The organism is Kitasatospora sp. CMC57 (assembly GCF_045866025.2).
Lineage (GTDB): Bacteria > Actinomycetota > Actinomycetes > Streptomycetales > Streptomycetaceae > Kitasatospora.
On record NZ_AP035881.2, the window covers coordinates 2,498,349 to 2,522,812 of the forward strand.

Annotated in this window: 26 protein-coding genes; 2 read left to right on the top strand and 24 right to left on the bottom strand. The window is 69.5% G+C overall.

Annotation, left to right across the window (positions count from 1 at the left end; genetic code table 11):
* Positions 1–32: 32 nt before the first annotated feature.
* The 5 genes from ACKUU6_RS10970 to rpsB all read right to left on the bottom strand — a co-directional run bounded on the left by ACKUU6_RS10970 (position 33) and on the right by rpsB (position 4,584).
* Positions 33–1,052 (bottom strand): phosphatidate cytidylyltransferase, encoded by a 1,020-nt coding sequence (locus ACKUU6_RS10970; protein ID WP_407988311.1) that lies wholly within the window; start codon positions 1,050–1,052, stop codon positions 33–35.
* The gene (frr, locus tag ACKUU6_RS10975; RefSeq protein WP_407988312.1) at positions 1,052–1,609 is read right to left on the bottom strand and encodes a ribosome recycling factor; all 558 of its coding nucleotides are present in this window, start codon (positions 1,607–1,609) and stop codon (positions 1,052–1,054) included. Before frr ends, ACKUU6_RS10970 begins: the two co-directional genes overlap by 1 nt.
* Before the next feature lie 84 nt (positions 1,610–1,693).
* Positions 1,694–2,449, bottom strand: coding sequence for a UMP kinase (gene pyrH / locus ACKUU6_RS10980; protein WP_407988313.1), 756 nt, complete (start codon positions 2,447–2,449; stop codon positions 1,694–1,696).
* Positions 2,450–2,719: 270 nt separating this feature from the next.
* On the bottom strand, positions 2,720–3,559 hold the full coding sequence (gene tsf / locus ACKUU6_RS10985; RefSeq protein WP_407988314.1) for a translation elongation factor Ts: 840 nt from the start codon (positions 3,557–3,559) through the stop codon (positions 2,720–2,722).
* Positions 3,560–3,690: 131 nt separating this feature from the next.
* Positions 3,691–4,584, bottom strand: coding sequence for a 30S ribosomal protein S2 (rpsB, locus tag ACKUU6_RS10990; RefSeq protein WP_407988315.1), 894 nt, complete (start codon positions 4,582–4,584; stop codon positions 3,691–3,693).
* Between the two features lie 513 nt (positions 4,585–5,097).
* Between rpsB and ACKUU6_RS10995 the strand changes: the two genes are divergently transcribed.
* Positions 5,098–5,748, top strand: coding sequence for a murein hydrolase activator EnvC family protein (locus ACKUU6_RS10995; RefSeq protein WP_407988316.1), 651 nt, complete (start codon positions 5,098–5,100; stop codon positions 5,746–5,748).
* 108 nt (positions 5,749–5,856) lie between these two features.
* Here the strand turns inward: ACKUU6_RS10995 and whiG are convergent, their stop codons facing one another.
* The 17 genes from whiG to proS all read right to left on the bottom strand — a co-directional run bounded on the left by whiG (position 5,857) and on the right by proS (position 21,142).
* A complete protein-coding gene (whiG, locus tag ACKUU6_RS11000; protein ID WP_407988317.1) occupies positions 5,857–6,636 on the bottom strand; it encodes an RNA polymerase sigma factor WhiG in 780 nt (259 codons plus the stop codon).
* 403 nt (positions 6,637–7,039) lie between these two features.
* Positions 7,040–8,281, bottom strand: a complete 1,242-nt coding sequence (gene dprA / locus ACKUU6_RS11005; RefSeq protein ID WP_407988318.1) for a DNA-processing protein DprA — start codon at positions 8,279–8,281, stop codon at positions 7,040–7,042.
* Positions 8,282–8,392: 111 nt separating this feature from the next.
* Positions 8,393–10,045 carry a YifB family Mg chelatase-like AAA ATPase gene (locus tag ACKUU6_RS11010; RefSeq protein ID WP_407988319.1) on the bottom strand — a complete coding sequence of 551 codons (1,653 nt, stop codon included), beginning with the start codon at positions 10,043–10,045 and terminating at the stop codon, positions 8,393–8,395.
* Positions 10,045–10,575: a YraN family protein gene (locus ACKUU6_RS11015; RefSeq protein ID WP_407988320.1), complete on the bottom strand. Its 531-nt coding sequence runs from the start codon at positions 10,573–10,575 to the stop codon at positions 10,045–10,047. Before ACKUU6_RS11015 ends, ACKUU6_RS11010 begins: the two co-directional genes overlap by 1 nt.
* A 193-nt stretch (positions 10,576–10,768) precedes the next feature.
* A complete protein-coding gene (locus tag ACKUU6_RS11020; RefSeq protein WP_057232326.1) occupies positions 10,769–11,095 on the bottom strand; it encodes a DUF2469 domain-containing protein in 327 nt (108 codons plus the stop codon).
* Complete coding sequence (locus ACKUU6_RS11025; protein ID WP_407988321.1) at positions 11,092–11,628, bottom strand: NUDIX hydrolase; 537 nt, start codon at positions 11,626–11,628, stop codon at positions 11,092–11,094. Before ACKUU6_RS11025 ends, ACKUU6_RS11020 begins: the two co-directional genes overlap by 4 nt.
* Positions 11,629–11,701: 73 nt before the next feature.
* A complete protein-coding gene (gene lepB / locus ACKUU6_RS11030) occupies positions 11,702–12,445 on the bottom strand; it encodes a signal peptidase I (protein WP_407988322.1) in 744 nt (247 codons plus the stop codon).
* 153 nt (positions 12,446–12,598) lie between these two features.
* Positions 12,599–13,501, bottom strand: coding sequence for a signal peptidase I (gene lepB / locus ACKUU6_RS11035; RefSeq protein WP_407988323.1), 903 nt, complete (start codon positions 13,499–13,501; stop codon positions 12,599–12,601).
* A 237-nt stretch (positions 13,502–13,738) separates the two neighbouring features.
* Positions 13,739–14,764 carry a signal peptidase I gene (gene lepB / locus ACKUU6_RS11040; RefSeq protein ID WP_407992094.1) on the bottom strand — a complete coding sequence of 342 codons (1,026 nt, stop codon included), beginning with the start codon at positions 14,762–14,764 and terminating at the stop codon, positions 13,739–13,741.
* Positions 14,748–15,356 (bottom strand): signal peptidase I, encoded by a 609-nt coding sequence (lepB, locus tag ACKUU6_RS11045; protein WP_407992095.1) that lies wholly within the window; start codon positions 15,354–15,356, stop codon positions 14,748–14,750. The genes lepB (ACKUU6_RS11040) and lepB (ACKUU6_RS11045) overlap by 17 nt, the downstream gene beginning before the upstream one ends.
* A 308-nt stretch (positions 15,357–15,664) precedes the next feature.
* Complete coding sequence (gene rplS / locus ACKUU6_RS11050; RefSeq protein ID WP_407988324.1) at positions 15,665–16,015, bottom strand: 50S ribosomal protein L19; 351 nt, start codon at positions 16,013–16,015, stop codon at positions 15,665–15,667.
* 153 nt (positions 16,016–16,168) lie between these two features.
* Positions 16,169–16,987 (bottom strand): tRNA (guanosine(37)-N1)-methyltransferase TrmD, encoded by an 819-nt coding sequence (gene trmD, locus ACKUU6_RS11055; RefSeq protein ID WP_407992096.1) that lies wholly within the window; start codon positions 16,985–16,987, stop codon positions 16,169–16,171.
* A gap of 5 nt (positions 16,988–16,992) precedes the next feature.
* Positions 16,993–17,619, bottom strand: a complete 627-nt coding sequence (rimM, locus tag ACKUU6_RS11060) for a ribosome maturation factor RimM (RefSeq protein ID WP_407988325.1) — start codon at positions 17,617–17,619, stop codon at positions 16,993–16,995.
* 121 nt (positions 17,620–17,740) lie between these two features.
* The gene (locus tag ACKUU6_RS11065) at positions 17,741–17,980 is read right to left on the bottom strand and encodes an RNA-binding protein (RefSeq protein ID WP_030306741.1); all 240 of its coding nucleotides are present in this window, start codon (positions 17,978–17,980) and stop codon (positions 17,741–17,743) included.
* A 2-nt stretch (positions 17,981–17,982) separates the two neighbouring features.
* The gene (gene rpsP, locus ACKUU6_RS11070) at positions 17,983–18,414 is read right to left on the bottom strand and encodes a 30S ribosomal protein S16 (RefSeq protein WP_407988326.1); all 432 of its coding nucleotides are present in this window, start codon (positions 18,412–18,414) and stop codon (positions 17,983–17,985) included.
* Positions 18,415–18,717: 303 nt separating this feature from the next.
* Entirely contained in the window at positions 18,718–19,296 is a 579-nt protein-coding gene (locus ACKUU6_RS11075) for a hypothetical protein (protein WP_403041982.1), read from the bottom strand.
* A 433-nt stretch (positions 19,297–19,729) separates the two neighbouring features.
* A complete protein-coding gene (gene proS / locus ACKUU6_RS11080) occupies positions 19,730–21,142 on the bottom strand; it encodes a proline--tRNA ligase (protein WP_407988327.1) in 1,413 nt (470 codons plus the stop codon).
* Between the two features lie 199 nt (positions 21,143–21,341).
* Between proS and ACKUU6_RS11085 the strand changes: the two genes are divergently transcribed.
* On the top strand, positions 21,342–22,151 hold the full coding sequence (locus ACKUU6_RS11085) for a class I SAM-dependent methyltransferase (RefSeq protein WP_407988328.1): 810 nt from the start codon (positions 21,342–21,344) through the stop codon (positions 22,149–22,151).
* 84 nt (positions 22,152–22,235) lie between these two features.
* Here the strand turns inward: ACKUU6_RS11085 and ACKUU6_RS11090 are convergent, their stop codons facing one another.
* Positions 22,236–22,787 carry a GNAT family N-acetyltransferase gene (locus ACKUU6_RS11090; protein WP_407988329.1) on the bottom strand — a complete coding sequence of 184 codons (552 nt, stop codon included), beginning with the start codon at positions 22,785–22,787 and terminating at the stop codon, positions 22,236–22,238.
* Between the two features lie 93 nt (positions 22,788–22,880).
* Entirely contained in the window at positions 22,881–24,446 is a 1,566-nt protein-coding gene (ffh, locus tag ACKUU6_RS11095; RefSeq protein WP_407988330.1) for a signal recognition particle protein, read from the bottom strand.
* Between the last annotated feature and the right edge of the window lie 18 nt (positions 24,447–24,464).

Sequence of the window (24,464 nt, forward strand, 5' to 3'; positions counted from 1 at the left end):
GGGACCGATGGAATTCCGAGGCTGACGAGGTGTCAGCTGCCGACGAAGGCGGTCAGCAGCAGCCAGACCACCGGGGCGGTCGGCAGCAGCGAGTCGAGCCGGTCCATGATGCCGCCGTGTCCCGGCAGCAGCGTCCCCATGTCCTTGATGCCGAGGTCGCGCTTGATCATCGACTCGGCCAGGTCACCCAGCGTCGCGGTGACCGCCGCGCAGGCGCCGAGGATCAGGCCCTGCCACCAGGTGCCGTCGTCGATCACGTACTGCATCAGCAGCGCGCCCGCGATCATCGAGAGGCCGATGCCGCCGGCCAGCCCCTCCCGGGTTTTGCCGGGGCTGATGGTCGGGGCGAGCTTGGTCTTCCCGAACTTGTAGCCGACCGCGTAGGCGCCGGTGTCACTGCAGATGGTGACGATCAGGAAGAGCAGGATCCGCTGCGGACCGTCGTCGGCCGCCAGCATCATCCCTACGAAGGTCGCCAGGAACGGCACGTAGAACGCGGTGAAGATGCCTGCCGTTATGTCGCGCAGGTAGTTCTCCGGCGGCTCGCTCATCCGCCGGATCATCACTGCCAGCCCGGTCAGCGCCAGCGCCGCGGTAGCCCACTGCGGGCCTGCCCAGTACCCCGCGCCCAGCATCGCCAGGCTGCCTGCCAGCAGCGGGACCAGCGGCGTGCTGATCCCCTTGCGCTCGGCCAGCCGGCTGGTCAGCTCGCGCACCCCGACCAGGACCGCGGCGGCCACCACGAACAGGAAGAGCACCTTCACCACGAACAGCGAGGCGACGATCACCGCGCCGAGACCCACCCCCACCCCTATCGCGGCCTGGAGGTTGCGGCCACCGCGCTGCTTGCGGGGCTGCTGGTCGGGCTGGGCCACGGCTGTCTCCTGCCCTGGGGCGGACGTCGGGGTCGGGTGGTGCGGCATGACAGGAGTCTGTGCCGAGGGGCCGGGTCGGTACACCGGGAGCTGCTGCGAGTGACCCGTTTGGGGTCCGAGATCACCCGCAGCAGAGGGGTCGGGCGCCGGGGACCGGCGCCCGGGAGCGTCGTGCATCAGACCTCGAGCAGCTCGGCTTCCTTGTGCTTCAGCAGCTCGTCGATCTGCGTCACGTACTTCGCCGTGGTGTCGTCGAGCTCCTTCTCGGCGCGGCGGCCGTCGTCCTCGCCGATCTCGCTGTCCTTGACCAGCTTGTCGATCGCGTCCTTGGCCTTGCGGCGGATCGCACGGATCGAGATCTTGGCGTCCTCGCCCTTGCCGCGCGCCTGCTTGATGTACTCGCGTCGGCGCTCCTCGGTGAGCACCGGAAGCATCACCCGGATGATCGAGCCGTCGTTGGACGGGTTGACACCGAGGTCCGAGTCGCGGATCGCGGTCTCGATGTTCTTCAGCGCGGACTTGTCGAACGGCGTCACGACCGCCATCCGGGGCTCCGGCACCGAGAACGAGGCGAGCTGGTTGATCGGCGTCAGCGCACCGTAGTAGTCCGCGACGATCTTGGCGAACATGGCCGGGTGCGCCCGGCCGGTGCGGATCGCCGCGAAGTCGTCCTTGGCGACCGCGACGGCCTTCTCCATCTTCTCCTCGGCCTCGAGGAGGATCTCGTCGGTCACTGTCTGCTCCCTGTCCCGTTCATCTGCTCTGGTCCCGGCCGGTGCGTGCCCCGGTCGGCTGGTTGCTGCTCAGGTGACGACTGCTCAGGCCCGGGCGGAGTCCTGGCTGATGAGTGTGCCGATCTTCTCACTGTTCACGGCGCGGGCGATATTGCCCTCCGCCAGCAGCTCGAAGACCAGCATCGGCAGGTCGTTGTCCTTGCACAGCGTGATCGCGGTCAGGTCGGCCACCTTGAGGTCGCGGGCGATGACCTCGTTGTAGTCGAGCGAGTCGAACTTGACCGCCTCGGGGTTGGTGCGCGGGTCCGAGTCGTACACCCCGTCGACGCCGTTCTTGCCCATCAGTAGCACCTCGGCGTGGATCTCCAGGGCGCGCTGCACGGCGGTGGTGTCGGTGGAGAAGTACGGCATACCCATTCCGGCGCCGAAGATGACCACGCGGCCCTTCTCCAGGTGCCGGACCGCCCGCAGCGGCAGGTACGGCTCGGCGACCTGGCCCATCGTGATGGCGGTCTGGACCCGGGTCTCGATGCCTTCCTTGATCAGGAAGTCCTGGAGGGCCAGGCAGTTCATCACGGTGCCGAGCATGCCCATGTAGTCGGATCGGGCCCGGTCCATGCCGCGGACCTGGAGCTCGGCGCCGCGGAAGAAGTTGCCGCCGCCGATCACCACGGCCACCTCGGTACCGCCGCGGACCACGGTGGCGATCTCACGGGCGATCTTGTGGACGACGTCCGGGTCGACGCCGAGGCCGCCGCCACCGGCGAACGCCTCGCCGGACAGCTTGAGCAGAACCCGCCGACGGTTGCTCTTCTGCACGGTCTCCTGCGTCTCCGTCATGGACTTCTCCTTCTCCACCTACTGGTTCACAGACGGGGCAGTCGGCGGGCTGCGCCGGGCCCCTGACCTGCGCGTACACGCGAGGAGGCCACTGCCGCGGGAACCGGTACGGTGTCCTGCACGGCAATGGCCTCCTCGTCGTTCATGGTGCCGACGTGGCCCGCCCGTTGACTTCCTGGCGCTGGTCGAGCCCGATCGGCGCGTTCCTGGCCGCCCTGCTGGGCGGCCGGGCGCTTCCTACCCTAGGTCGGAAGCGCTCCGGAACGTGGGTCAGGCGCCGACGCGGAAGCGGACGAAGCGCTTGAGGGTGACGCCGTTCTCCTCGAGAACCTTGGCGACGGTCTTCTTGTTGTCCTTCGCGAAGGCCTGCTCCAGAACGGAGTTCTCCTTGACGAAGCCGGTGACGCGACCCTCGACGATCTTCGGCAGGGCAGCCTCGGGCTTGCCCTCCTCGCGCGCGGTGGCCTCGGCGACCCGACGCTCGTTCTCGAGGTCCTCGGCCGGGATGTCCTCGCGGGACAGGTACTTCGGCGCGAAGGCGGCGATGTGCTGCGCGACGTCCTTGGCAACCTCGGCGTTGGCCTGGTCGAGCTCGACGAGGACACCGATGGTCGGCGGGAGGTCCGGGTCCGACTTGTGCATGTAGACGCCGACGAAGCCGTCACCGTCGAACTGCGCGAAGCGGCGGAACACGATCTTCTCGCCCAGGGTCGCGTTGGCCTCGTCCACGAACTGCTGGACGGTCTGGCCGGCGGCGATCTCGGAGGCCAGAGCGGTCTCCAGGTCGGCCGGGGAGGTGGCGGCCACGTGGGCGGCGATCGCGTTGGCGACCTCGACGAACTTGCCGCCCTTGGCGACGAAGTCGGTCTCGCAGTTCAGCTCGACCAGAACGCCGGACTTGGCGTCCTCGGCGATGAGCGCGGCAACGGCACCGTTGGAGGCGTCGCGGCCCTCGCGCTTGGCAACGCCCTTCTGGCCCTTGATACGAAGCAGCTCGACGGCCTTCTGGACGTCGCCCTCGGCCTCGTCCAGCGCCTTCTTGCAGTCCATCATGCCGGCGCCGGTGAGCTCACGGAGCTTCTTGACGTCCGCGGCGGAGATGTTCGCCATGGTGTGAATCTCTTCTCGCGTCTCGCGTGTCTGCGTGGGGAGGTGCCTGGCGGGCTGGGTTCAGCCCCCGGCACGGGAGAGAGGGGCACTCACCGGTGTCGTACCGACGAGTGCCCCTCACCCTTGGTACGTCAGGCCTGCTCGGCCTCGGCGGCCGGAGCCTCGACCTCGGCGGCCGGGGCCTCCACGGTCTCGGCAGCAGCCTCGGTGGCCTCGGCGGCGGGGGCCTCGACGGTCTCGTCGGCCTTCTTCTCGCCCTCGAGGATGTCCTTCTCCCAGTCGGCCAGCGGCTGGTCGGCACCCGGCTCGGCCTTGACGTCGCCCTTGGCGACACCGGCGCGGGACTTCAGGCCCTCGGCGACGGCGTCGGCGATGACCCGGGTCAGCAGGGTGACGGAGCGGATCGCGTCGTCGTTGCCGGGGATCTTGTAGTCGACCTCGTCGGGGTCGCAGTTGGTGTCCAGGATCGCGACGACCGGGATGTGAAGCTTGCGGGCCTCACCAACCGCGATGTGCTCCTTCTTGGTGTCCACGATCCAGACGGCGCTGGGCACGCGCTGCATGTCGCGGATACCGCCGAGGGTCTTCTCCAGCTTGTCGTGCTCGCGCTGGAGGACCAGGAGCTCCTTCTTGGTGAGGCCGGAACCGGCCACATCCGTGAAGTCGATCTCGCCGAGCTCCTTGAGGCGCTGCAGGCGCTTGTAGACGGTCGAGAAGTTGGTCAGCATGCCGCCGAGCCAGCGCTGGTTCACGTAGGGCATGCCCACGCGGGTGGCCTGCTCGGCGATGGCCTCCTGGGCCTGCTTCTTGGTACCGACGAAGAGGACGCTGCCACCGTGGGCAACCGTCTCCTTGACGAACTCGAAAGCGCGGTCGATGTAGTTCAGCGACTGCAGGAGGTCGATGATGTAGATGCCGTTGCGCTCCGTGAAGATGAAGCGCTTCATCTTCGGGTTCCAACGACGGGTCTGGTGACCGAAGTGGACGCCGCTCTCAAGCAGCTCCCGCATCGTGACGACGGCCATGGCCGTGCTCCTCGGTGTTCTGCCCAGCGCGCCTGGCCCGTACGTCTTTCGTGCCCGTACGGCCCCGGGGTGCCGGGTGTTCTCGGTTGTTCCGTGCCGGTCGGGCGACCGTCACGCCTGACGCCCCGACGTGCCGAGCCACCTGCGCCTGTGCGGTGACTGGACCGCGCCAGGCTCGGCGGACCGAGCGGCACTCGCACCGGACGGGCCTCGGCACCCCTTCGCGGGATGACCTCTGCCGCCGGTGGCGGGGCGTGCGAAGTCGACCCGGGTAGACCGGGTCGCGTGTGAAGTGTACGGGAAGCGCCGAGCGGGGAGCGACTCCGGCGGTTGGGGGGTCTGGCTGGTGCTCGGCCGCAGCCTGGTGCGGGCTTTGGGCCGCTTGGTGGTCGCTCGGCGGCTGCCTGGTGGATTCACCCTTGTGAGGGAATGCCGGTGTCCCCAGGAGCGGGTTGTCCACAGAGGTGAGCTGGGTGATGGCTGCTGCCTGCGGCGGTCGGAAGCCTGCTGGGCATGGTCATTCCTCTGTTCCCGCTGTCACTGCCGCCCGTTCGGCGGTCGCCGTCGACCGCCACTGTTCCGTCTGCCGGGCCGCCGCCACATCCGCCGGACCGGCGGGTGATGGTGCTGCTGGTGGCGCTGCTCACCGCAGTGCTGCTGGTCGGGCTGCCGCAGCCTCCGGCCTCCGGGATGCACGGAGCGGCCGCGCTGCCGGCAACTCCGGCGGCCGGACCGGGGCCGGGACGCGCCTGGCCGGTCGGCGGGCCCGGCGGGCTGCTCCAGCGGTTCGACCCACCACCTGCGCGCTGGGCGGCGGGGCACCGGGGTGTGGACCTGGCGGCCTCGGTCGGGGCGACGGTCCGGGCCGCGGCACCCGGGGTCGTCTCGTTCGCCGGAACGGTCGCGGGGCGGCCGGTGGTGACGGTGACTCACACCGCCTCGGGCAACCCGCCACTGCGCACCACCTACCTGCCGGTCACCGACACCGTCCCGGTCGGCACCGCCGTCACGGGTGGCGAGCCGATCGGAGTGCTGGCGACCGGCGTCGGACACTGCGCCACGGGCTGCCTGCACTGGGGGCTGCTCCGCGGGACGCGCTACCTGGACCCCCTCGCGCTGCTGGGGGCCGGCCAGGCGAGACTGCTGCCGATGGACACGCCTTAGCGCCGGGCGTACGCCGCGCATCGCGCATTGGGCATGTGCTGCTTGGGGCCGGACTCAGGAGTCCGGCCCCAAGCAGCTCTGCTCAGTAGAGCTGTTTTGTAGACCGGCTCAGCAGACCTCGGAGAGCTTGGCGCGGAGCTGGATCACCGATTTGGTGTGGATCTGGCTGACCCTGCTCTCGGTGACACCGAGCACCTGGCCGATCTCGGCGAGCGTGAGGCCCTCGTAGTAGTAGAGGGTCACCACGGTCTTCTCTCGCTCCGGCAGGGTGTTGACCGCAGTAGCGAGCAGGCGGCGCAGTTCCCGGTCCTCCGCGACTTCGACCGGGTTGTAGGCGCCGGTGTCCTCCAGGGTGTCCATCAGGCTGAGCCGGTCACCACCCTCGCCGGCCGGATGCAGCAACTCGTCCAGCGCGACCACGTTGGCAAGCGAGAGCTGGCTGAAGATCGCGTGCAGGTCCTCGATCGCGATGCCCATCTCCGCCGCCACCTCGGGCTCATGCGGCGTGCGGCGCAGCCGGGCCTCCAGGGTCGCGTACGTGCGCTCCACCGCCTTGGCCTTCTGCCGGACGGAGCGGGGGATCCAGTCCAGCGCGCGGAGTTCGTCGATGATCGCGCCACGAATCCGGCTGATGGCATAGGTCTCGAACTTGATCGCGCGCTCGATGTCGAACTTCTCGATCGCGTCGATCAGACCGAACACTCCGGAGGAGACGAAGTCCGCCTGTTCGACGTTGGCCGGCAGACCGACTCCGACTCGACCTGCCACATATTTGACCAGCGGCGAGTAGTGCAGGATCAGTTGCTCCCGCAGTCTGGCGTCGCCCGTCTCCTTGTATGAGCGCCACAGCACTTCCAGAGCCGACCGCTCGTCAACAGCCGGCGTCACCTCGCTCGACGCCGACGGAGCGCCCGCCTCGGCCTCGCGACGGGCGGCCGGAGTACGGGAAGGCGCCTGGAGCGGAGTCTCCTCCGTAGCGCCTCGGGCTCGCACCCGAGCGGCTTGCCTGGTCACCCCCACCATCCCCGGCGCTCTGCTCTGCGCCTCGCTGACGGGTCGTGCCTCGGCCCCCGGCCCTGGCCCTCCCGAGGACCGGAGGGCGCCGGTCACCCTGTGTCCGGGAATGTGTGTGGGCATACGTTGGTCTGCGCCGTTCTGCCGAGTCATGTGCTGATAGGGAAGCCACTGCGAGCGTAGCGTGACCGAGTCGCTGCGCAGTGCTACCGCCACTCGGTCGTCCCTCGAACCGGTGGTGCACTCGGCGTGCCGTGCTCCGCTCCGGCCTTCGGCATCACCCCTTCTGGGATCGGCTGCTGCGCACGAGCCGCCAGTGGGCGCCACTTCTCTCGACGAACCCGAGCGATCCCAACTCGTAGAGCCGCTGCAGGACTTCGTCCGGTGAGAGCCCAGCCTGCCGGGCCAGCCGGTCGACCGGCGCGCCCTCGGCCGTGGCCGGCACCGCCTCCAACACCCGGGCCACTGGCGGAGGCAGCAGGTCCCTGGGGAGTACCGGGCCGGACCGGCGTGGCGCCAGGTCGTCCCCGATCGCGCCGACGAGCTCACCGATCTCGGCCGCATCGGTCACCAGCGTGGCACCACCACTGCGGATCAGCGCATGGACTCCGGCCGACAGCTCGGAGGTCACCGGCCCGGCCACACCCATGATGTGCCGGTTGAGGTCACGTGCCCGGCGTGCCGTGCTCAGTGCCCCGCTGCGCATGGCGGCTTCGACCACCACGGTGCCCCTGGTCAGCGCAGCTATCACCCGATTACGGAGCACGAACCGGAATCGGTTCGGATGCTCACCAGGCGGCAGCTCACTGATCAGCAAGCCTTGGGCGGCGATCCGGGCGATCAGCTCCGAGTTGCCGGCCGGGTAGGCGACGTCCACGCCGCAGGCCAGTACTCCGAGTGTGACTCCGCCGACCGCGAGCGCGCCCCGGTGAGCCGCCGCGTCGATCCCGTACGCGGCTCCCGAGACGACCACCCAGCCTCGCTCGGCGAGCTGGGCCGAGAGCTCACCCGCGACGTGGGCGCCGTACGCGGTACACGCCCGGGCACCCACCATGGCCACCGAGCGCAGGGCGAGCATCCGCAGTGATCCGGTGCCACGGACCCAGAGTCCGATCGGTCGGCCGTCGCCCAGATCGTCGAGCTGGGACGGCCACTCGATGTCGCCCGGAATGATGAACCGGCCACCGGCGGCATCCACCCGTTTCAGGTCCGCGTCGACGTCGACCAGGGGGAGCCGGGCGCGGTAGGCACCGAGGCGGTCGGCGTCCAGATCGAGGTATCCGGGGACGGTACGTCGGTGAATCGCCTCGATCAGGGTGGGCGCGCCGACCTGGCCGAGCCAGCGGCCGATCACGGCGTCACCGGGCTCGATCAGGCGGGTGAGGGCGGCCCGGGCGCGGCGCTCGGCGTCGGCCGCCGGGTGGGCTGCCGACTCCGCCGCCAGCGCTGTGGACGGGCGCGTCCTTGGGGCGGCCCGAAGGTTGGCGGGAGCTGTCGGGGTCTGGTTACTGCGGTTCACCTGCGCCTCCACGGTGACGAGTCCGAACGGTTGGACGAGTCGGATGAGTGGGACGGGCCGAAAGAGTGGGACGGGTCTGACGGGCGACCGTCCGATCGCGGGAGCCAGCGGTCAGTACTCGCCGCCGACATCGGCGTCCGACTCCTCGTGGGGGTGGACGGCCGGGTCCCGCTCTGGCTGACCGCGCTCCACACCTGTGCGCAGCACCAGGGCCGTGCGAACGTCGATTCGGGTCGGCTGCTGATGCCCGGCCAGGTCGGCCACCGTCCAGGCGACGCGGAGCACTCGGTCCAAGCCGCGCGCGGTCAACAGGCCCCGCTCCAGGTCCCGTTCGGCGTCTGCCAGTGCTCCCGGGGCCAACTGCCAATGTGTACGGAGCGTGTGTCCCGGCACCTCCGCGTTGGTCCGCCATGGCGTGTTGGCCAACCGCTGAGCGGCTCGCTCGCGGGCAGCCTGGACCCTGGTCGCCACCGTCCGGGTGCCCTCGGCGCGGCTCTCCTGGCCCATGAGCTCTGCTCTGGTCACCGGCTCGACCTGGACCCGAAGGTCGACCCGGTCCAACAGCGGCCCGGAGATCCTGCTCTGATAGCGGCTCACCATCGTCGGCGTGCATTGACAGCCACCGCCACGACGGGAATAGCGTCCACACGGACACGGGTTGGCCGCCAGACAGAGCTGGAAGCGGGCTGGCAACCGCACCGAGCCGGCTGAGCGCGCGATGGTCACCTCACCCGACTCGAGTGGCTGGCGCAGGGCATCGAGCACCCGCACCGGAAATTCGGGCGCTTCATCGAGGAACAGAATGCCCCGGTGCGCCAGGGACACCGCGCCAGGCCGGGGCAGGCCGCTGCCGCCTCCGACGATCGCCGGCATGGTGGTCGAGTGGTGCGGCGCGTAGTACGGAGGACTGTCGATGAGTGGCCGATCACTCGGCAGTAGCCCCGCGACCGAGTGAACGGCTGTGACTTCCAGCGCCTCGGCCTGGGTCAGCGGCGGGAGCAGCGCAGGGAGCCGTTCGGCCAGCATTGTCTTCCCCGCGCCGGGCGGCCCTTTCAGGTAAAGATGGTGGCCGCCTGCGGCTGCGATCTCCAGAGCACGGCGGGCCTGATGCTGGCCTGCCACGTCGGCCAGGTCGAGTTCGGCGGCCCGCTCCGCAGTGAGCCCTCTGACTCCGGCGCCGGGAAGCATCAGGCCTGCCAGCGCCGGGTCCCTGCGGCCCATACAGCGGTCGGGCGGCTCGTCGGGCTCCGGGGCGCCGGTGAGAATCGCGATCAGCTGGCGCAGGGAGCGGACGCCCCGCACCGAGACGTCCGGGACGAGCGCAGCCTCGGGCGCGGTCTGCTCCGCGACGATGACCTGCCGGTACCCGGCATCGGCCGCTGCGAGGACCGAGGGGAGCACGCCCCGAACCGGTCGGACCCGGCCGTCCAGTCCCAGTTCGCCGATGATCAGGAGGTCGGCGATGGTGGCAGGATCGAGCCGCTCAGCGGCCGCCAGAACGGCACAGGCCACGGCGAGGTCGAAGCCGCTGCCGCCCTTAGGGACGGATGCCGGGCTCAGACCGACCGTCAGTTTGCGTTGCGGCCACGGCTCTCCGCTGTTCACGACAGCGGCCCGAACTCGGTCCTTGGCCTCGGAGAGAGCCTTGTCGGGGAGGCCAACCAGAGCAAAGGTCGCGAGGCCCGGCTCAAGGTCGGCCTGTACCTCCACCACCACTCCGTCCACGCCGACCAGGGCGACTGAGCAGGTGCGGGCGAAGGCCATCAGACCGCCCCACGCAGGTGCTCGACCAAGGCGGCACCCTTCAGGCGGTTGACCACCGCGACCAGGTCGATCCGGACTCCTCCGGGCGGCAGCGGTACCGGAACGGCGGTTGCTGGGAGTTCTACGACCTGCTTGTCAGCCCGGCTGCCCTTGCGGGGGCGAGCCTTTCCGGCCTCGGGCTCGGCGGTCTGTTCCTGCGGGAGCGGTGCCGGGAGACCGCCTGCTGCCTGGACCGCGTCGGCAAGCCGGGCGAAGTGCTCGGGCCAGCGCTCACCGAGCCAGCGCTCGGCCAGGCGCCGTAGGCGAGCGGCCTTGGTCTGGTCGATGCCTTCGCTCGGCTGCTGAAACCCACGTTCGGAACGGGTCTTCACCTCGCAGACGGCGATCGTGTCCCCGTCCAGCGCGATGATGTCCAGTTCGCCTTCGGCACAACGCCAGTTTCGCTCCAGGATTCGCAGTCCGCCTGCGGTGAGCCAGCGGGCCGCTACTTCTTCGCCGTAACGGCCGAGACCGTTGTTGAAACTCTGCACGGCAATCACCTCCGTGCCAGGAGGCTGCCGCATCAGACCGAAAACGCGCGGAAGAGCATGATTTCTGTGGATAACTCAGGGGTTGTGGATAAGCGAATCACCCTCGAGGAAGGTTTTTCCAGGAACCTCTGGACATCGAGGCAGCAGCTGGTAGAGCGTCTCCTCGCGAGGGCGGATCAGCTGCCCTGCCTGGTCAGTTGCCGAAGGAGGCGTCGTCCGAGGGCAGCTCGAGATCGCTCTTGGCCAGTTCCTCGATATTGACGTCCTTGAACGTCAGCACCCGCACCTTGCGGACAAACCGGGCCGGCCGGTACATGTCCCAGACCCACGCGTCCGCCATCGACACCTCGAAGAAGACCTCTCCCTGCACCGAGTGCACCTGGAGCTCGTAGTCGTTCGTGAGGTAGAAGCGCCGCTCGGTCTCGATCACGTATTTGAACAGGCCGACGACATCCCGATACTCCCGATAGAGCTTGAGCTCCATCTCGGTCTCGTACTTCTCGAGATCTTCGGCACTCATCCAGGTGTCCCCTCAACTCGATACGTCCACCCCATTGTGGACCACCCAGCCCTTCCGTAGAGCCGTACCGGCCGGACTGGCGGACCGTCCGTCAGCACCCGCTCGACCAGATCTGCCAGCTCGACCGGGTAGACCGTCTCCTCGGTCTCCCGAAGTTCCGCCACCGTCCACCACCGCGCCGTCAGCAGTTGGGCGTGCTCATCAGCCGCTGCTGCCTCCTGCACGCTCAGTTCGGTCTCACGAGTACGCGCCAGATGGAACCACTGGTCCTGCTCGAACCGCTGCTCCAGATAGGAGAAGGACACCGTGTCGTACGCCACCACCGGTCCGAGCTCCACCCCGGTCAGTCCGGTCTCTTCGGCCAGCTCACGCAGGGCCGCAGTACGCAGCTCCTCCCCTGGCTCCGCTCCACCACCAGGGGTGAGCCACCAGGACACCCCTGGCACTGCCGGGTCCGTGCCCCGGAGGAGGAGCAATCGGTCCGCCTCGTCGAACAGCAGGACCCGTGCCGCCCGACGCCGTTCCACCGCCACTGCCGACTCCCTCGCTCAACCGACCGAACCGCGCCGACGTCGCTGTTGCGGCTGTTGCTGCTGTCGCCGACGGTCAGACTCGCCGAAACCGTCGGAGCAGCGAGGCAAGCCCGCCCGCCGCCGAGGCCAGCACGATCATCGCCGCACCGGTGGCCATCGCGAGCACAGCGGGGCCCAGGAGTCCAGGCTTCGCGGCCATCGGGCCGGCCAGACCGTCGAAGGCCACCGTACGCCCGCCCAGACCGGCACGATTGGCAGGCCAGGCCGTTCCTTCGACCCGGCCGAGCACCTCGGTGGTCGCCACCGTCCCGGCTGCCAGATCGAGGTGGCTCCGGGAGTCGAGCGACGCGTCCCGGTTATCCCCCATCAGGAAGAGCCGTCCCGGCGGCACGACGGTGCTGAACAGTTTGTCGTTGAGCTGCTGCTTTGCCAGGTACGGCTCGTCGACGGGGTGGTCATTCACTGCCAGCCGGTGCTGCGCGTCGCAACAGACCACGGTGTCACCGCCGACCGCGACCACTCTCTTGACCAGCGGGGCATTGCCCCAGAGCGGGTCCTGGAAGACCACGATGTCCCCTCGGCCCACCGAGTCGCCGTTGACCGACCGGGCCAGCACCGTGTCACCCACGGTCAGGGTCGGGGTCATCGACTGGGTCGGGATCCGGTAGGGGCGGTACTGCACGGCGAGCAGCCCGAACGCACCCACCAGGAGCACGAAGCCGAGTCCGATCACCAATCCTTGGACCCGCGCCCCGAGGCTTCGTCGGGCCTTGGCCGGACGCGGCGGGGCGGCAGTCGGGGTCATCACGTTGCTCATCGCCGCCACCTCCAGGTCGACCCGCGACCTGCACGGGTGGGCCACGGTGGATCCGGGAAAGCCGGCGGGCCGTGGCACATGCGAGCAGATTACTCGCCAGTACCACGGCCCGCGCAAGACCCTGCGCCACCTCAGCGGCAGCAGCCCACGAGGTCAGCGCCGGTAACGCCGCAGCCACCAGACCGCAGGCAGTGCGATCGCCGCACCGGCCGCAGGCGGCCCGTAGGGCAGTGCAGCGGCCGCCAGCCCCTTCTGGTCGAAGGTGTCCGGCACCGGCAGCGTCGCCCAGTTGCTGATCGGCCAGGCCACCACGAAGGCCCGTCCCACGACGTTGTCCACGGGCACGGTGCCGCCACCGGGCTGGTCCTGGTGGAAACGCGAGTCGAGCGAGTCGGCCCGGTGGTCGCCCATCACCCAGATCCGGTTGTCCGGCACATGGACCGGCCCGAACGGCTTGTCACCGCAGGGCGTGTTGCCGGGGAAGATGTACGGCTCGTCGAGTGCGATGCCGTTCACCTTGACCGGCCCCGTGCCTTGACACTCGACCGTGTCGCCGCCGACCGCGATCACCCGCTTGATCAGGTCCTTCTCGTTCGCCGAAGGCATCAGCCCGACAAAGCTGAGTACGTCCTGCACACCACGGACGAACGCGTTGTCGCTCTGCTGGGCCGGCTCGTCGCTCAGCCAACCGCCCGGGTCGTGGAAGACCACGACCTCGCCGCGCTCCGGCTCGGCGCCGAACCACGGCGTCAGCTTGTCGACCAGCACCCGGTCGCCGATCTGCAGGGTGTTCTGCATCGATCCCGAGGGGATGGAGAACGCCTGGACGAAGAAGGTCTTGATCACCAGAGCCAGAATCAGCGCGATTCCGACCAGGATCGGAAGCTCCTTCCAGAAGGAACGCTGCTTTGGCTTCTTCTTGGGACTTCCTGCCGTCTCGTCGGCCGGGGCCGCCGCAGCGGCGTCCGCGGACCGGTCGGAGCCGTCCAGCTGCTCGGCGCCTTCGCCCTCGGGCTCAGGGCCCCCAGAACGGGCACCGATCACCAAATCCCCCACAACATCTCCTCCCTGCTGTGCGGACGCCCGCGCGTCCGCGCTCACAGTGCCGCACAGCGGGCACCACGCTCTGTGACCGACCGTCAGCCCACATCAGCTTTGCCCGTCATAGGGCGGTCTGACGCCGGCACACCAGCACAGCCTCCGGAGGCGATCGGACCGTACACCGAGCACTCCAGCACTTCTCTACCACTCCAAACCGGGACGCCCGTGCTCCCACACGGCGGGACGGGCGAATCAGCCAACGGGCGGCGCGCGCCGCACCCGCGCACGCCTGGGCCGCACGAGGAGCGGGATGACGCCCAACACACCCATAACGAGCGGAGGTTCCGCAAGATCCGGCTGAGTGCCAGGCGATTTAGCCCGATCAGGCTCGCCCGGGTATCCAGTCGCCCCGGGAACGCTACGCGCGAACGACTCGGTCCGCAGGGGAAGCGCCGACAGGGAGGAGGGAACGTCGAGTTGACCGATCCGCTGAACCGGCCAAGCGATCATGAAGGCCCGCCCGACCACGTTGTCCATGGGGATCGTGCCCTGGCCAGTCTCGGTCATGTGGTAACGGGAGTCTGCGGAGACGTCCCGGTGATCTCCCATCACCCACAACCGCCCTGCCGGGACGGTGACTTTGAACGGCTGCTTCGACGGCACGTTCCCAGGAGCCAGGTAAGACTCCTCCACCGGTGCACCGTTGACGGTCAGTCGGCCGTTGACGTCACAGCACTCGACAGTGTCGCCGGGCACTCCGACAACGCGCTTGATCAGGTCCTGCTCGTCCTCCGACGGCAGCAGCCCGACGTAGGAGAATGCCTGCTTGGCACCTCGCAGGACGAAGTTCTCCTGCTCCGAGTTGTGAGCCGGCTCGAGCCAGCCGCCCGGGTCCTTGAAGACTACGATCTCGCCCCGGCTCGGCTGACTGCCGAACCACGGCGTCAGCTTGTCCACCAGCACGCGGTCGCCGATCAGGATCGTCTGTTCCATCGACGGCGAGGGGATCACGAAGACCTGGACCGCAAAGGTCTTGAGCGCCAAGGCGATCACCAACGCCGCCACGGCTATGAGCGGGATCTCACGCAGCAGCGACCGGCGCCTGCGCCGAGCGACCCGGCGAGCGGACCTGCGTCGCTCCGCCCGGCCACGGGCATGGGGGGCAGAGGGGGCCGGCGCTGCGCGCCTCCTCTTGCCGCCCGGGGCCACCAGGGCAGCGGCCGGGCCATCGACGGCCGACGAAGCGGTGACGGTCCTGGCTCTACCTCTGTCCCCCATGGCCACCCGTCCCCTCCACCGCAGCGAAGCCCGCGGGCCGGTCCAACGACGTCCAGCGGCCGATCGGGAAAACGATCCAGTCAGCCCGCCCGATCAACCTCTTCTCGGGTACGAACCCACCGCCCGGCTCCCCCAGGTGATCCCGCGAGTCCCGGGAGTCACTCCGGTGATCGCCCATTACCCACAGCTTCCCGGCCGGCACCACGACGTCAAACGGCACCGCTGAGGGAGCGTCACCCGGGTAGAGGTAAGCCGACTCGTCCAACGGAACCCCGTTGACCTTGAGCCGCCCGTCCACCCCGCAGCACGTCACCCGGTCACCCCCGACGCCGACCACACGCTTCACGTACACCGAGCCGTTCCCGGAGCCGAGGCCCACGGCCGACAGGAAGCGTCGCACAGTCGGCGTCTCCTTCGCGTAAGGCAGGAAGGAGCCCGTTCCGTCGAAGACCACCACGTCGCCCCGCCGCACATGGCCACCGAACGAGTAGGCGAGCTCGTTCACCACCAACCGGTCCCCCGGTCGCAGCGTGTTCTCCATCGAGGCGGACGGCACCGCGAACGGCCGGGCGACGAAGGCGTTGACCAACATCAGTGTCAGCACGCAGAGCGCGAGGATCCGTAGGAGGTCACGTGCGGCCCACCGTCTCGGAGGCTCGGAACCGCCCTCGTTCGCCAGTCCAGCCGCTCCTGCTGCCTCGTCCGTGCCAGCGGGGCCCCCGCCGACACCTGGACCGGAAACGACCGCGGACCGCGACGGCGAGTCCGCACCCGGAGGTGCGGCACTGCCGTCGCGGTCCGCGACTGGTTCTTGCGTGCTCATCGGTGCAGAGCCTATCCCGAAGGGACTCCGCCCGACCCGAGCGTACTGAACCCCTGGCCAGGGCCGGGGTCAGTGGATCAGCGGTCGCGCTTCTCCTTGATCTTCGCGGCCTTGCCGCGGAGGTCACGCAGGTAGTACAGCTTGGCGCGGCGAACCGCACCGCGGGTCACGACCTCGATCTTCTCGACGACCGGGGTGTGCACCGGGAAGGTACGCTCCACGCCGACGTTGAAGGACACCTTGCGAACGGTGAAGGTCTCACCGATGCCGGAGCCGTGGCGACGGATGACGACGCCCTGGAAGACCTGGACACGGGAGCGGTTGCCCTCGATGACCCGGACGTGAACCTTCAGGGTGTCACCAGCGCGGAAGGCCGGAACGTCGTCGCGCAGCGATGCCGCGTCGACAGCAGCGAGCTTGTTGCTCATGTTGCTCTCCATCGCAGGCGCCACGGGCCGCCCACGGAAGTTCGTCACAATGGGGTGTGCTGCGGGCCGCTTCGGTTCGCGATGATCCCCCCGTGGCGGGGGCAACGCTCCACCGACTTCCACAAGGGAAGCCCGACGGCAGACAACAGTCGCCTATTCTTCCACAGCTTCTGCCACGGACCGAAATCGGCCGAGGCTCTCGTCCCAGGCAAGCCCCAGGATGCTGAGCGCCTCGCGCTCCTTCTTGTCGAAGGCGCCGAGCTGCCAGCGCTCGACCAGGTCCGGCCTGTTGGCCAAGGTCCGGGCGAACGCCTGCTCCCGCCGCCAGCGGGCGATCTTGCCGTGGTGACCGCTCAAGAGCACCTCCGGCACCTCGCGCCCGCGCCACTCGGCGGGCTTGGTGTAGACCGGCCCCTCCAGCAGGTCCGCCATCGCGCCCGGGGCGAAGGAGTCGTCGCGGTGCGACTCGGCGTTGCCGAGCACCCCGGGCAGCAGTCGGGCGATCGCCTCGACCATCACCAGCACCGCGACTTCGCCGCCCGCCAGCACGTAGTCGCCGATCGAGACCTCGACCACCGGCATCCGGGTGGCGGCCTCTTCGATCACCCGGCGGTCGATGCCTTCGTACCGCGCCGGGGCGAAGGCCAGCCACGGGCGTCCGGCGAGTTCCTGGGCCAGTTCCTGAGTGAACGGACGCCCGCTCGGCGTCGGCACCACCAAGGTCGGTACGTCGCCCTCCGGCCCCTCGGCGAGCACCGCGTCCAGGGCTGCCCCCCACGGCTCCGGCTTCATCACCATGCCGGGCCCCCCGCCGTACGGGGTGTCGTCCACCGTGCGATGGATGTCCGTGGTCCACGACCGCAGGTCGTGCAGGTGCACGTCGAGCTGCCCACGTGCCCGCGCCTTGCCCACCAGCGAGACGTTCAGCGGCTCCAGGTACTCCGGAAAGATCGTAACGACGTCGATCCGCATCTCACTCACCCGCGCACACCACTCTCGGCGCCGCCAGCATCGCCCGACTCGCTCACACCGCTGCCACCTTCACCGGCGCCCTCATCGTCGCCGTCGTCCGAGCGGACCACCACCACTGCCTCCGCCGGGTCGATCAGCCCCGGCGGCGGGTCGATGACCGCCCGCTGGTTCTCCAGGTCGATGGTCGGCACGATGCGGGTGACGAACGGCACCAGCACCTCGGTCCCGTCCGGCCGGGTGACGGTCAGCAGGTCCTGGTACGGCAGGTGGACCACCTCGCTGAGCTCGCCGACCAGGGTGCCGTCGAGCAGCACCACGTCCAGGCCGATCAGCTGGTGGTCGTAGTACTCCTCGGGATCCTCCGGCCGCTCCTCCGGGTCGATCTCCGCGATCAGCATGGTGCCGCGCAGTGCCTCGGCGGCGTTGCGGTCGTGCACCCCCGCGAAGCGCAGCAGCAGCCGACCGCTGTGCACCTTGCCCGATTCGATGGTCAGCGGGCCGGCCGAGGCCGGGTCGGTGAGCAGTACCGCGCCTGGTCCGAGCCGCAGTTCGGGCTCGTCGGTACGGACCTCGACACTGACGTCCCCCTTGATGCCGTGGGCACGGCCGATCTTGCCGACGACGAGCTGCACGGTGATCGTTCTCCTGGGTCTTTACCGGCGATCCGGGTCCGGTGGGAGTGGAAGGGAAATGCAAAGGACCGGCCAGGACGACATGCGTCCCGGCCGGTCCCAGAAACCTGACGGTCGAGCGTCAGCGAATGCTGTCCACGTCGACCAGGTCGACCCGGACGTTGCGACCACCGAGGGCGCCTACCACGGTGCGCAGAGCGCGAGCCGTGCGGCCGCCCCGGCCGATCACCTTGCCGAGGTCATCGGGGTGCACGCGCACCTCGATGGTGTTGCCCCGACGCAGGTTGCGCGAGCGCACCTGCACCTCGTCGGGGTGCTCGACGATGCCCTTGACCAGGTGGTCCAGGGCGTCCTCGATCACGCTCAGACCTCGGTGGAAGCGGCGTCGGCCTCAGCCTCGGCCTTGTCCGCCTTCTTGGCCTTCGGGGTGATGGCAACACCGGTGGTGCTGTCCTCGAAGCCGGCGACGGCCTTCGCGAAGAGGTGCGAGAAGTCCTCGACCTTGGGCTCGGCCACCAGCAGCGGCGCCGGGGCCGGGAGGCCCTTGAACTTCTGCCAGTCGCCGGTGAGCTTCAGGATCGCGAGGACCGGCTCGGTCGGCTGGGCGCCGACGGACAGCCAGTACTGGGCGCGGTCGGTGTCGACCTCGATCTTCGAGGGGTTGTAGGTCGGCTGGTAGATGCCGATCTCCTCGATGGCGCGACCGTCACGCTTGGTGCGCGAGTCCGCGACGACGATGCGGTAGTGCGGAGAGCGAATCTTGCCGAGACGCTTGAGCTTGATCTTGACTGCCACGGGAGTGGGTTCTCCTGGTGTTGACGTGGGTGAGCGGCCGCTGCCACCGCGTGGGGTTGCAGGGGCGGCCGTTCAAGGGACACGCCAGCCGTAGGAGAGAGGGGTCCTGCTCGGCTGCCGAGTACTCAGCTGTCCATTCTGCCACACCGCGCCGGTCGGCCCGACCGAGGGCCCCCGCCCTCGGTTGAGCCGAGTCTCAGCACTACAGGTGGTGCGGAACGTGCGACACAGCCCGCTGGCAACGGACGGCAGGAGAGAACCACGGGAACAGTTACAGCAACAACAGACAGGACCGAACCGCCGTCAGGCGATCCGGAACGGCTGCTGACAGGCACCACAGACGATCGACGCCTGGGCCAGCACCGACGGCACCACCCGGACGTTGCGCCCGCAGCCGCAGATCGCCTTGACCCGGACCCCGCCGCCGGACGAACCGTGCCGGGCCGCCGGGCCGCGGAACGCGCGGTGCCCACCCTCGCCGTTGACGGCGAGCTGGTGTGCGCCGAGCGCGCGGTCGAGCCGCTCGATCGTTCCCGAGTAGCGCTCCTGAGTCTCCGTCAGCATGGTGACCTGGGAGAAGCCACTGCTGGCGTGCGGCTCGACCGGGTGGGCGAGCCCGAGCTCGGAGGCGAGCAGCAGGAACCGCCGGTTGTGGTAGCGCCCGGCCCGTGAGGTGTCACGGATGTCGCGGGCCGCGGCCAGGCCGTGGGCGGCTTCGTGCAGCAGGCGCTCGAAGCCGAGCTGGCTGCCGCAGGCGGAGGAGGACTCGCCGATCAGGGCCTCTGGCGAGGCGAGGTCGGGGAGGTCCTGGTGGTGGGCCTGGATGTCACTCCAGGCGGCGGCCAGTTCGGCCGCGAGGACGAGAGGCTGTGTCGTGCTCACGCTAGACCAACGATGCAGCGAGCGCCGATGTTCCGCGAGTTCCCGCTCTTCGGGAATTCCCAGCGAACTCCCAGGAATGCGCTGCCGCGCGTGAATTGCACTGCCCGTATCTGACGCAAGACCAACCCCCTGCAACGTAGGGCCCGACGAACCTCGCCAGGCTCTCGGCTATCGCCCCGGGGGCGGTTGCCCCCTTACGGCGAACGGCCCGCGGCAGTGTCGAAATTGACAGGGCCACGGGCCGTACACCGTACCGCTAGTTCAGCACGACCGGGAGTTGACCGGTCAGTAGTCTCACCAGACAGTCAGTCAGCGGTACAACAATCGCACCGCATTAGTCGCGCTCAACGACTCACAAAGCCCGAACCGGTCGAGATCTGTATACCGTCCTGAACGCACCAAGCGTCCCCGGTCACACATCCGACCGCCGAGATCAGTATGCGCGGGCCACGATCGCGATGTTGCCCTCCTGGTCGTCCGTCAGCGGCACCGAGCCGTCGGCGGCGACGATGCAGCGGACGGAGACACCCTGCTCGGCCAGCTTGGCCTCGCCGGCCGGGCCGAGGTCGGCCCAGGAGATCCGGCCCCAGCCCGTGGCGGCGGCCTCGACGGCCTCGTCCAGGTTCTTCACCTCGACGGTGCGGGCGATCCGGCGCTCGCGGGACTGGCGCAGCAGCAGCGCCTGGTCCTCCTCGAGGATGCCGGGCAGCAGCGCGGCCAGGCCGTCGATCGAGACCGGCTCCTTGCCGCCGGGGATCCGGCGGGCCAGCATCGCGGTGCCGTTCTCGAGGTCGCGCGGGCCGACCTCGATGCGCAGCGGTACGCCCTTGAGCTCCCAGTCCACCGCGCGGCGGCCGAACGGGGTGTCGGTGCGGTCGTCGACGACGACCCGGATGCCGGCCGCCTCCAGCTGGGCACCGATCTCGCGGACCTTGGCCAGCACCGCGTCGTCGCCCTTGATGGCGAGCACCACGGCCTGCACGGCGGCCAGCCGCGGCGGCACCCGCAGACCGTTGTCGTCACCGTGCGACATGATCAGGCCGCCGACCATACGGGTGGAGACGCCCCAGGAGGTCTGCCAGACGTACTCGCGCTCGGCGCCCTGCAGCTGGTACGTGGTGTTGAACGCCTTGGCGAAGTTCTGACCCAGCTCGTGGCTGGTACCCATCTGCAGCGCCTTGCCGTCGCCCATCATGGCCTCGAGGGTGAGGGTGTTGATGGCGCCCGCGAAGCGCTCCTTCGCGGTCTTGCGGCCGAGCACCACGTCGATGCCCAGCACGTTGGTCATGAAGTCGCCGTAGACGGCGGTGTGGATCATCGAGGCGTACGCGCGGGCGTCCTCGTAGGTGGCGTGGGCCGTGTGGCCCTCCTGCCAGAGGAACTCGGTGGTGCGGAGGAAGACGCGGGGGCGCAGCTCCCAGCGGACCACGTTGGCCCACTGGTTGATCAGCAGGGGCAGGTCGCGGTGGCTCTGCACCCACTTGGAGAAGTACTCGTTGATGATCGTCTCGGAGGTCGGCCGGACCACGACCGGCTCGTCGAGCTCCTTGCCGCCGCCGTGGGTGACCACGGCGAGCTCAGGGGCGAAGCCCTCGACGTGCTCCGCCTCCTTGGTCAGGTAGGACTGCGGGATGAACATCGGGAAGTAGGCGTTCTGCGCGCCCGCCTTCTTGATCCGGGCGTCCATCTCCTGCTGCATCCGCTCCCACAGGCCGTAGCCGTACGGTCGGATGACCATGGTGCCGCGCACCGGACCGTTGTCGGCCAGCTCGGCCTTGTTGATGAGGTCCTGGTACCAGCGCGGGAAGTCGTCCGCCTGAGGAGTGAGAACGGGTGCCTTAGCCATGGGGCAGATGGTACGGGGCCGAGGGCCCTGACCGTGAATCCGTTTCACGGGGGGAGCACCGGGGGCGCACCGGCCCGGCGCGCGGACACCACCCGGCACACCTCTGGACGCCGGAGCCCGCGCGTTGTTCGCTGGTCTCGGGGCGGGACTCTGGGGGGCGCACTGCCAACGAGCACCCAAGGACCGGATGGAGGCCGCGATGGCTTCAGCGCAGGTGACCGGCACGACCTCGGAGCGATCACACACACCCGTCTGTACCGGCCCTCACAGCCGGGCCAGGGACTGGGCGGAGATCCAGGAGCGGATGCTGGTCCCGCTCTACCAGGCCGTCTACGAGCGGTTGGAGGTCGGTCCTGCGACCTCCGTGCTGGGCCTCGGCTGCCGGTCCGGGCTGGCGCTGCTGCTGGCCGCCGAGCGGGGTGCCCAGGTGGCCGGGATCGAGTCGGACACCGAGCTGCGCGAGCTGGCGCAGGGCCGCCGGCTGCAGGTCCAGGAGGCTCCCCGGACGGCGGAGCCCGTCGCCCGGTCGGCCCACTCGCTGGTCACGGTTTTCGAGCAGCTGCAGACCGCCCCCTCCCCCACCCGGCTGGTGGCCGCCGCCGCCCGCCGGACGCTGACGGGCGGTCAGCTGGTACTGGCCTCCTGGGGGCCGCCGGAGCGGTGCCAGAGCGCCGCCGTGCTGGAGGTCGCCCAGCGGCAGGCGGGGCGTACGCCGGGCCGTGACCCGTTCGTGCTCGGCGCGCCGGGACGGTTGGAGGAGCTGCTCTGCTCCGCCGGGCTGCGGCCGGCCGGCGGTGGCCGGGTGACCTGTCCGTTCGCCTACGCCGATCTGGACAGCGCGGTCCGCGGGATGCTCTCCACCGGCCTGTTCGACCAGGCGGTGGCGGCGGCCGGGTCGGCCCTGGTGGTGAAGGAGCTGGAGGAGGCCCTGCACCCGTTCGTCCGTCCGGACGCCTCGGTCCGGATGGTCAACGTGTTCCGCTACGTGGTCGGCGAACGGGTGAACTGAGCGCGGTCGGCACCGACGGGGCGCGCCCGGCGGCGGACGCGCCCTACGGTTCCGACCGCCGTACTCGGCAAGCCGCCAAGGCCGTCAGTCCCGCCCGCTCCTCAGCCCCGGCCACTCCTCCGCCGTCAGGGCGAACCGCTCGTGGTCGCGCCACGCCCCGTCCAGGAACAGCATCCGGGGTGTGAAGCCCTCGTGCCGGAAGCCCAGCCGGCGGGCCAGCGCGATCGAGCGCTCGTTCTCCGGCTGCACGTTGATCTCCAGCCGGTGCAGACCGAGACCGCCGTCGGCCGGCGCCCCGAAGCTGCGGTCGAGCACCAGCCGCATGCCCTCGGTCATCCGGCCGGTGCCCGCGTACGGCAGGTAGGAGTCGTAGCCGAGGGCGGCGTTGCAGAACCGGCCCATCACGATGTTGGCCACGTTGCACTTGCCGACCAGGTCGCCGGTGGCCAGGTCGACGACCAGGAAGGTCCGGAGCCCGGGGCCCTGACGCTCCAGCAGTTCCGGCAGACCGTCCGGTTCCACCGGGTTCCACCGCCCGACGTGCTCGGCGGAGCGGCGCACCGCCGCCGCGTACGGACCGGCGTCGGCTGTCATCGGGGGTCGAATCGTCACTCGCACCCCTCCATCATCGAACATGCCGGGAACACAGTGAAGGCCCGCCACCCCGGATCGGGGTGACGGGCCTTCAGCGGGCCTTCAGTACGGTGACCGCTCAGCGGCCGGGACCGCTCAGAGCAGGTCCTTGAACTCCTTGGGCAGCTGGAAGTCGGCCGGGCCCTTGCCCGCGCCGAGGCCGAACGCTCCGCCGTCGGCGGGCGCGGCCGGTGCACCGGGGCCGAGCGCCCTGCGCTCGGCGGCGGCCGCCTCCTCCTGGGCCCGCTTCAGCGGGTTGCCGGACTTCTTGCGGCCCTTGGCGGGTTGCGCCTTCTTCAGCGCCTTCTTGCCGCCGCCCCCCATGCCCGGGATGCCCGGCATACCGGGGATGCCCTTGCCGGAGGCCATCGCGGACATCATCTTGCGGGCCTCGAAGAACCGCTCGACCAGGTTGCTGACCTCGCCTACCTGGACGCCCGAGCCCTTGGCGATCCGCAGTCGGCGCGAGCCGTTGATGATCTTCGGCTCGGTCCGCTCGGCGGGCGTCATCGACTTGATGATCGCGCCGACCCGGTTGACGTCCTTGTCGTCGATGTTGTTGATCTGCTCCCGGATCTGCCCCATCCCGGGCAGCATGCCGAGCAGCTTGGAGATCGAGCCCATCTTCTGGACCTGCTCCAGCTGGGACAGGAAGTCGTCCAGCGTGAAGTCCTTGCCGCCGCCCTGCAGCTTGGAGGCCATCTTCTCGGCCTCGGCCTGCGAGAAGGTCTGCTCGGCCTTCTCGATCAGCGACAGCATGTCGCCCATGCCGAGGATCCGGGAGGCCATCCGGTCGGGGTGGAAGGCGTCGAAGTCGTCGACCTTCTCGCCGTTGGAGGCGAACATGATCTGACGGCCGGTCACGTGCGCGACCGACAGCGCGGCACCACCGCGGGCGTCACCGTCCAGCTTGGACAGCACCACACCGGTGAAGTCGACGCCCTCGAGGAAGGCCTGCGCGGTGACCACCGCGTCCTGGCCGACCATCGCGTCGACCACGAACAGGACCTCGTCCGGGTCGACCGCGGCGCGGATGTCCGCGGCCTGCTGCATCAGTTCGGCGTCGATGCCCAGGCGGCCGGCGGTGTCGACGATGACCACGTCGTACTGCTTCTGCTTGGCGTACTCGATCGAGTCGCGGGCGACCTGCACCGGGTCGCCGACGCCGTTGCCCGGCTGCGGGCCGTAGAACGCGACGCCCGCGCGCTCGGCCACCACGCCGAGCTGGGTCACCGCGTTCGGGCGCTGGAGGTCGCAGGCGACCAGCAGCGGGGTGTGCTTCTGGCTCTTCAGCCAGTGCCCGAGCTTGCCCGCCAGGGTGGTCTTACCGGCACCCTGGAGGCCGGCAAGCATGATGACGGTCGGGCCGGTCTTGGCGTAGCGGAGGCGTCGGGTCTCGCCACCGAGGATGTTGATGAGCTCCTCGTTGACGATCTTGACGACCTGCTGGGCCGGGTTCAGCGCGCCGGTGACCTCGGCGCCGAGCGCACGGTCCTTGACCTGCTTGATGAAGGCCCGGACCACCGGGAGGGCGACATCCGCCTCCAGCAGGGCGATCCGGATCTCGCGGGCGGTGGCGTCGATGTCCGCCTCACTGAGGCGGCCCTTGCCCCGGAGGTTCTTGAACGTCGCTGCGAGGCGATCGGAAAGAGTGTCGAACACGTCGGTCGCGGGTCCCTT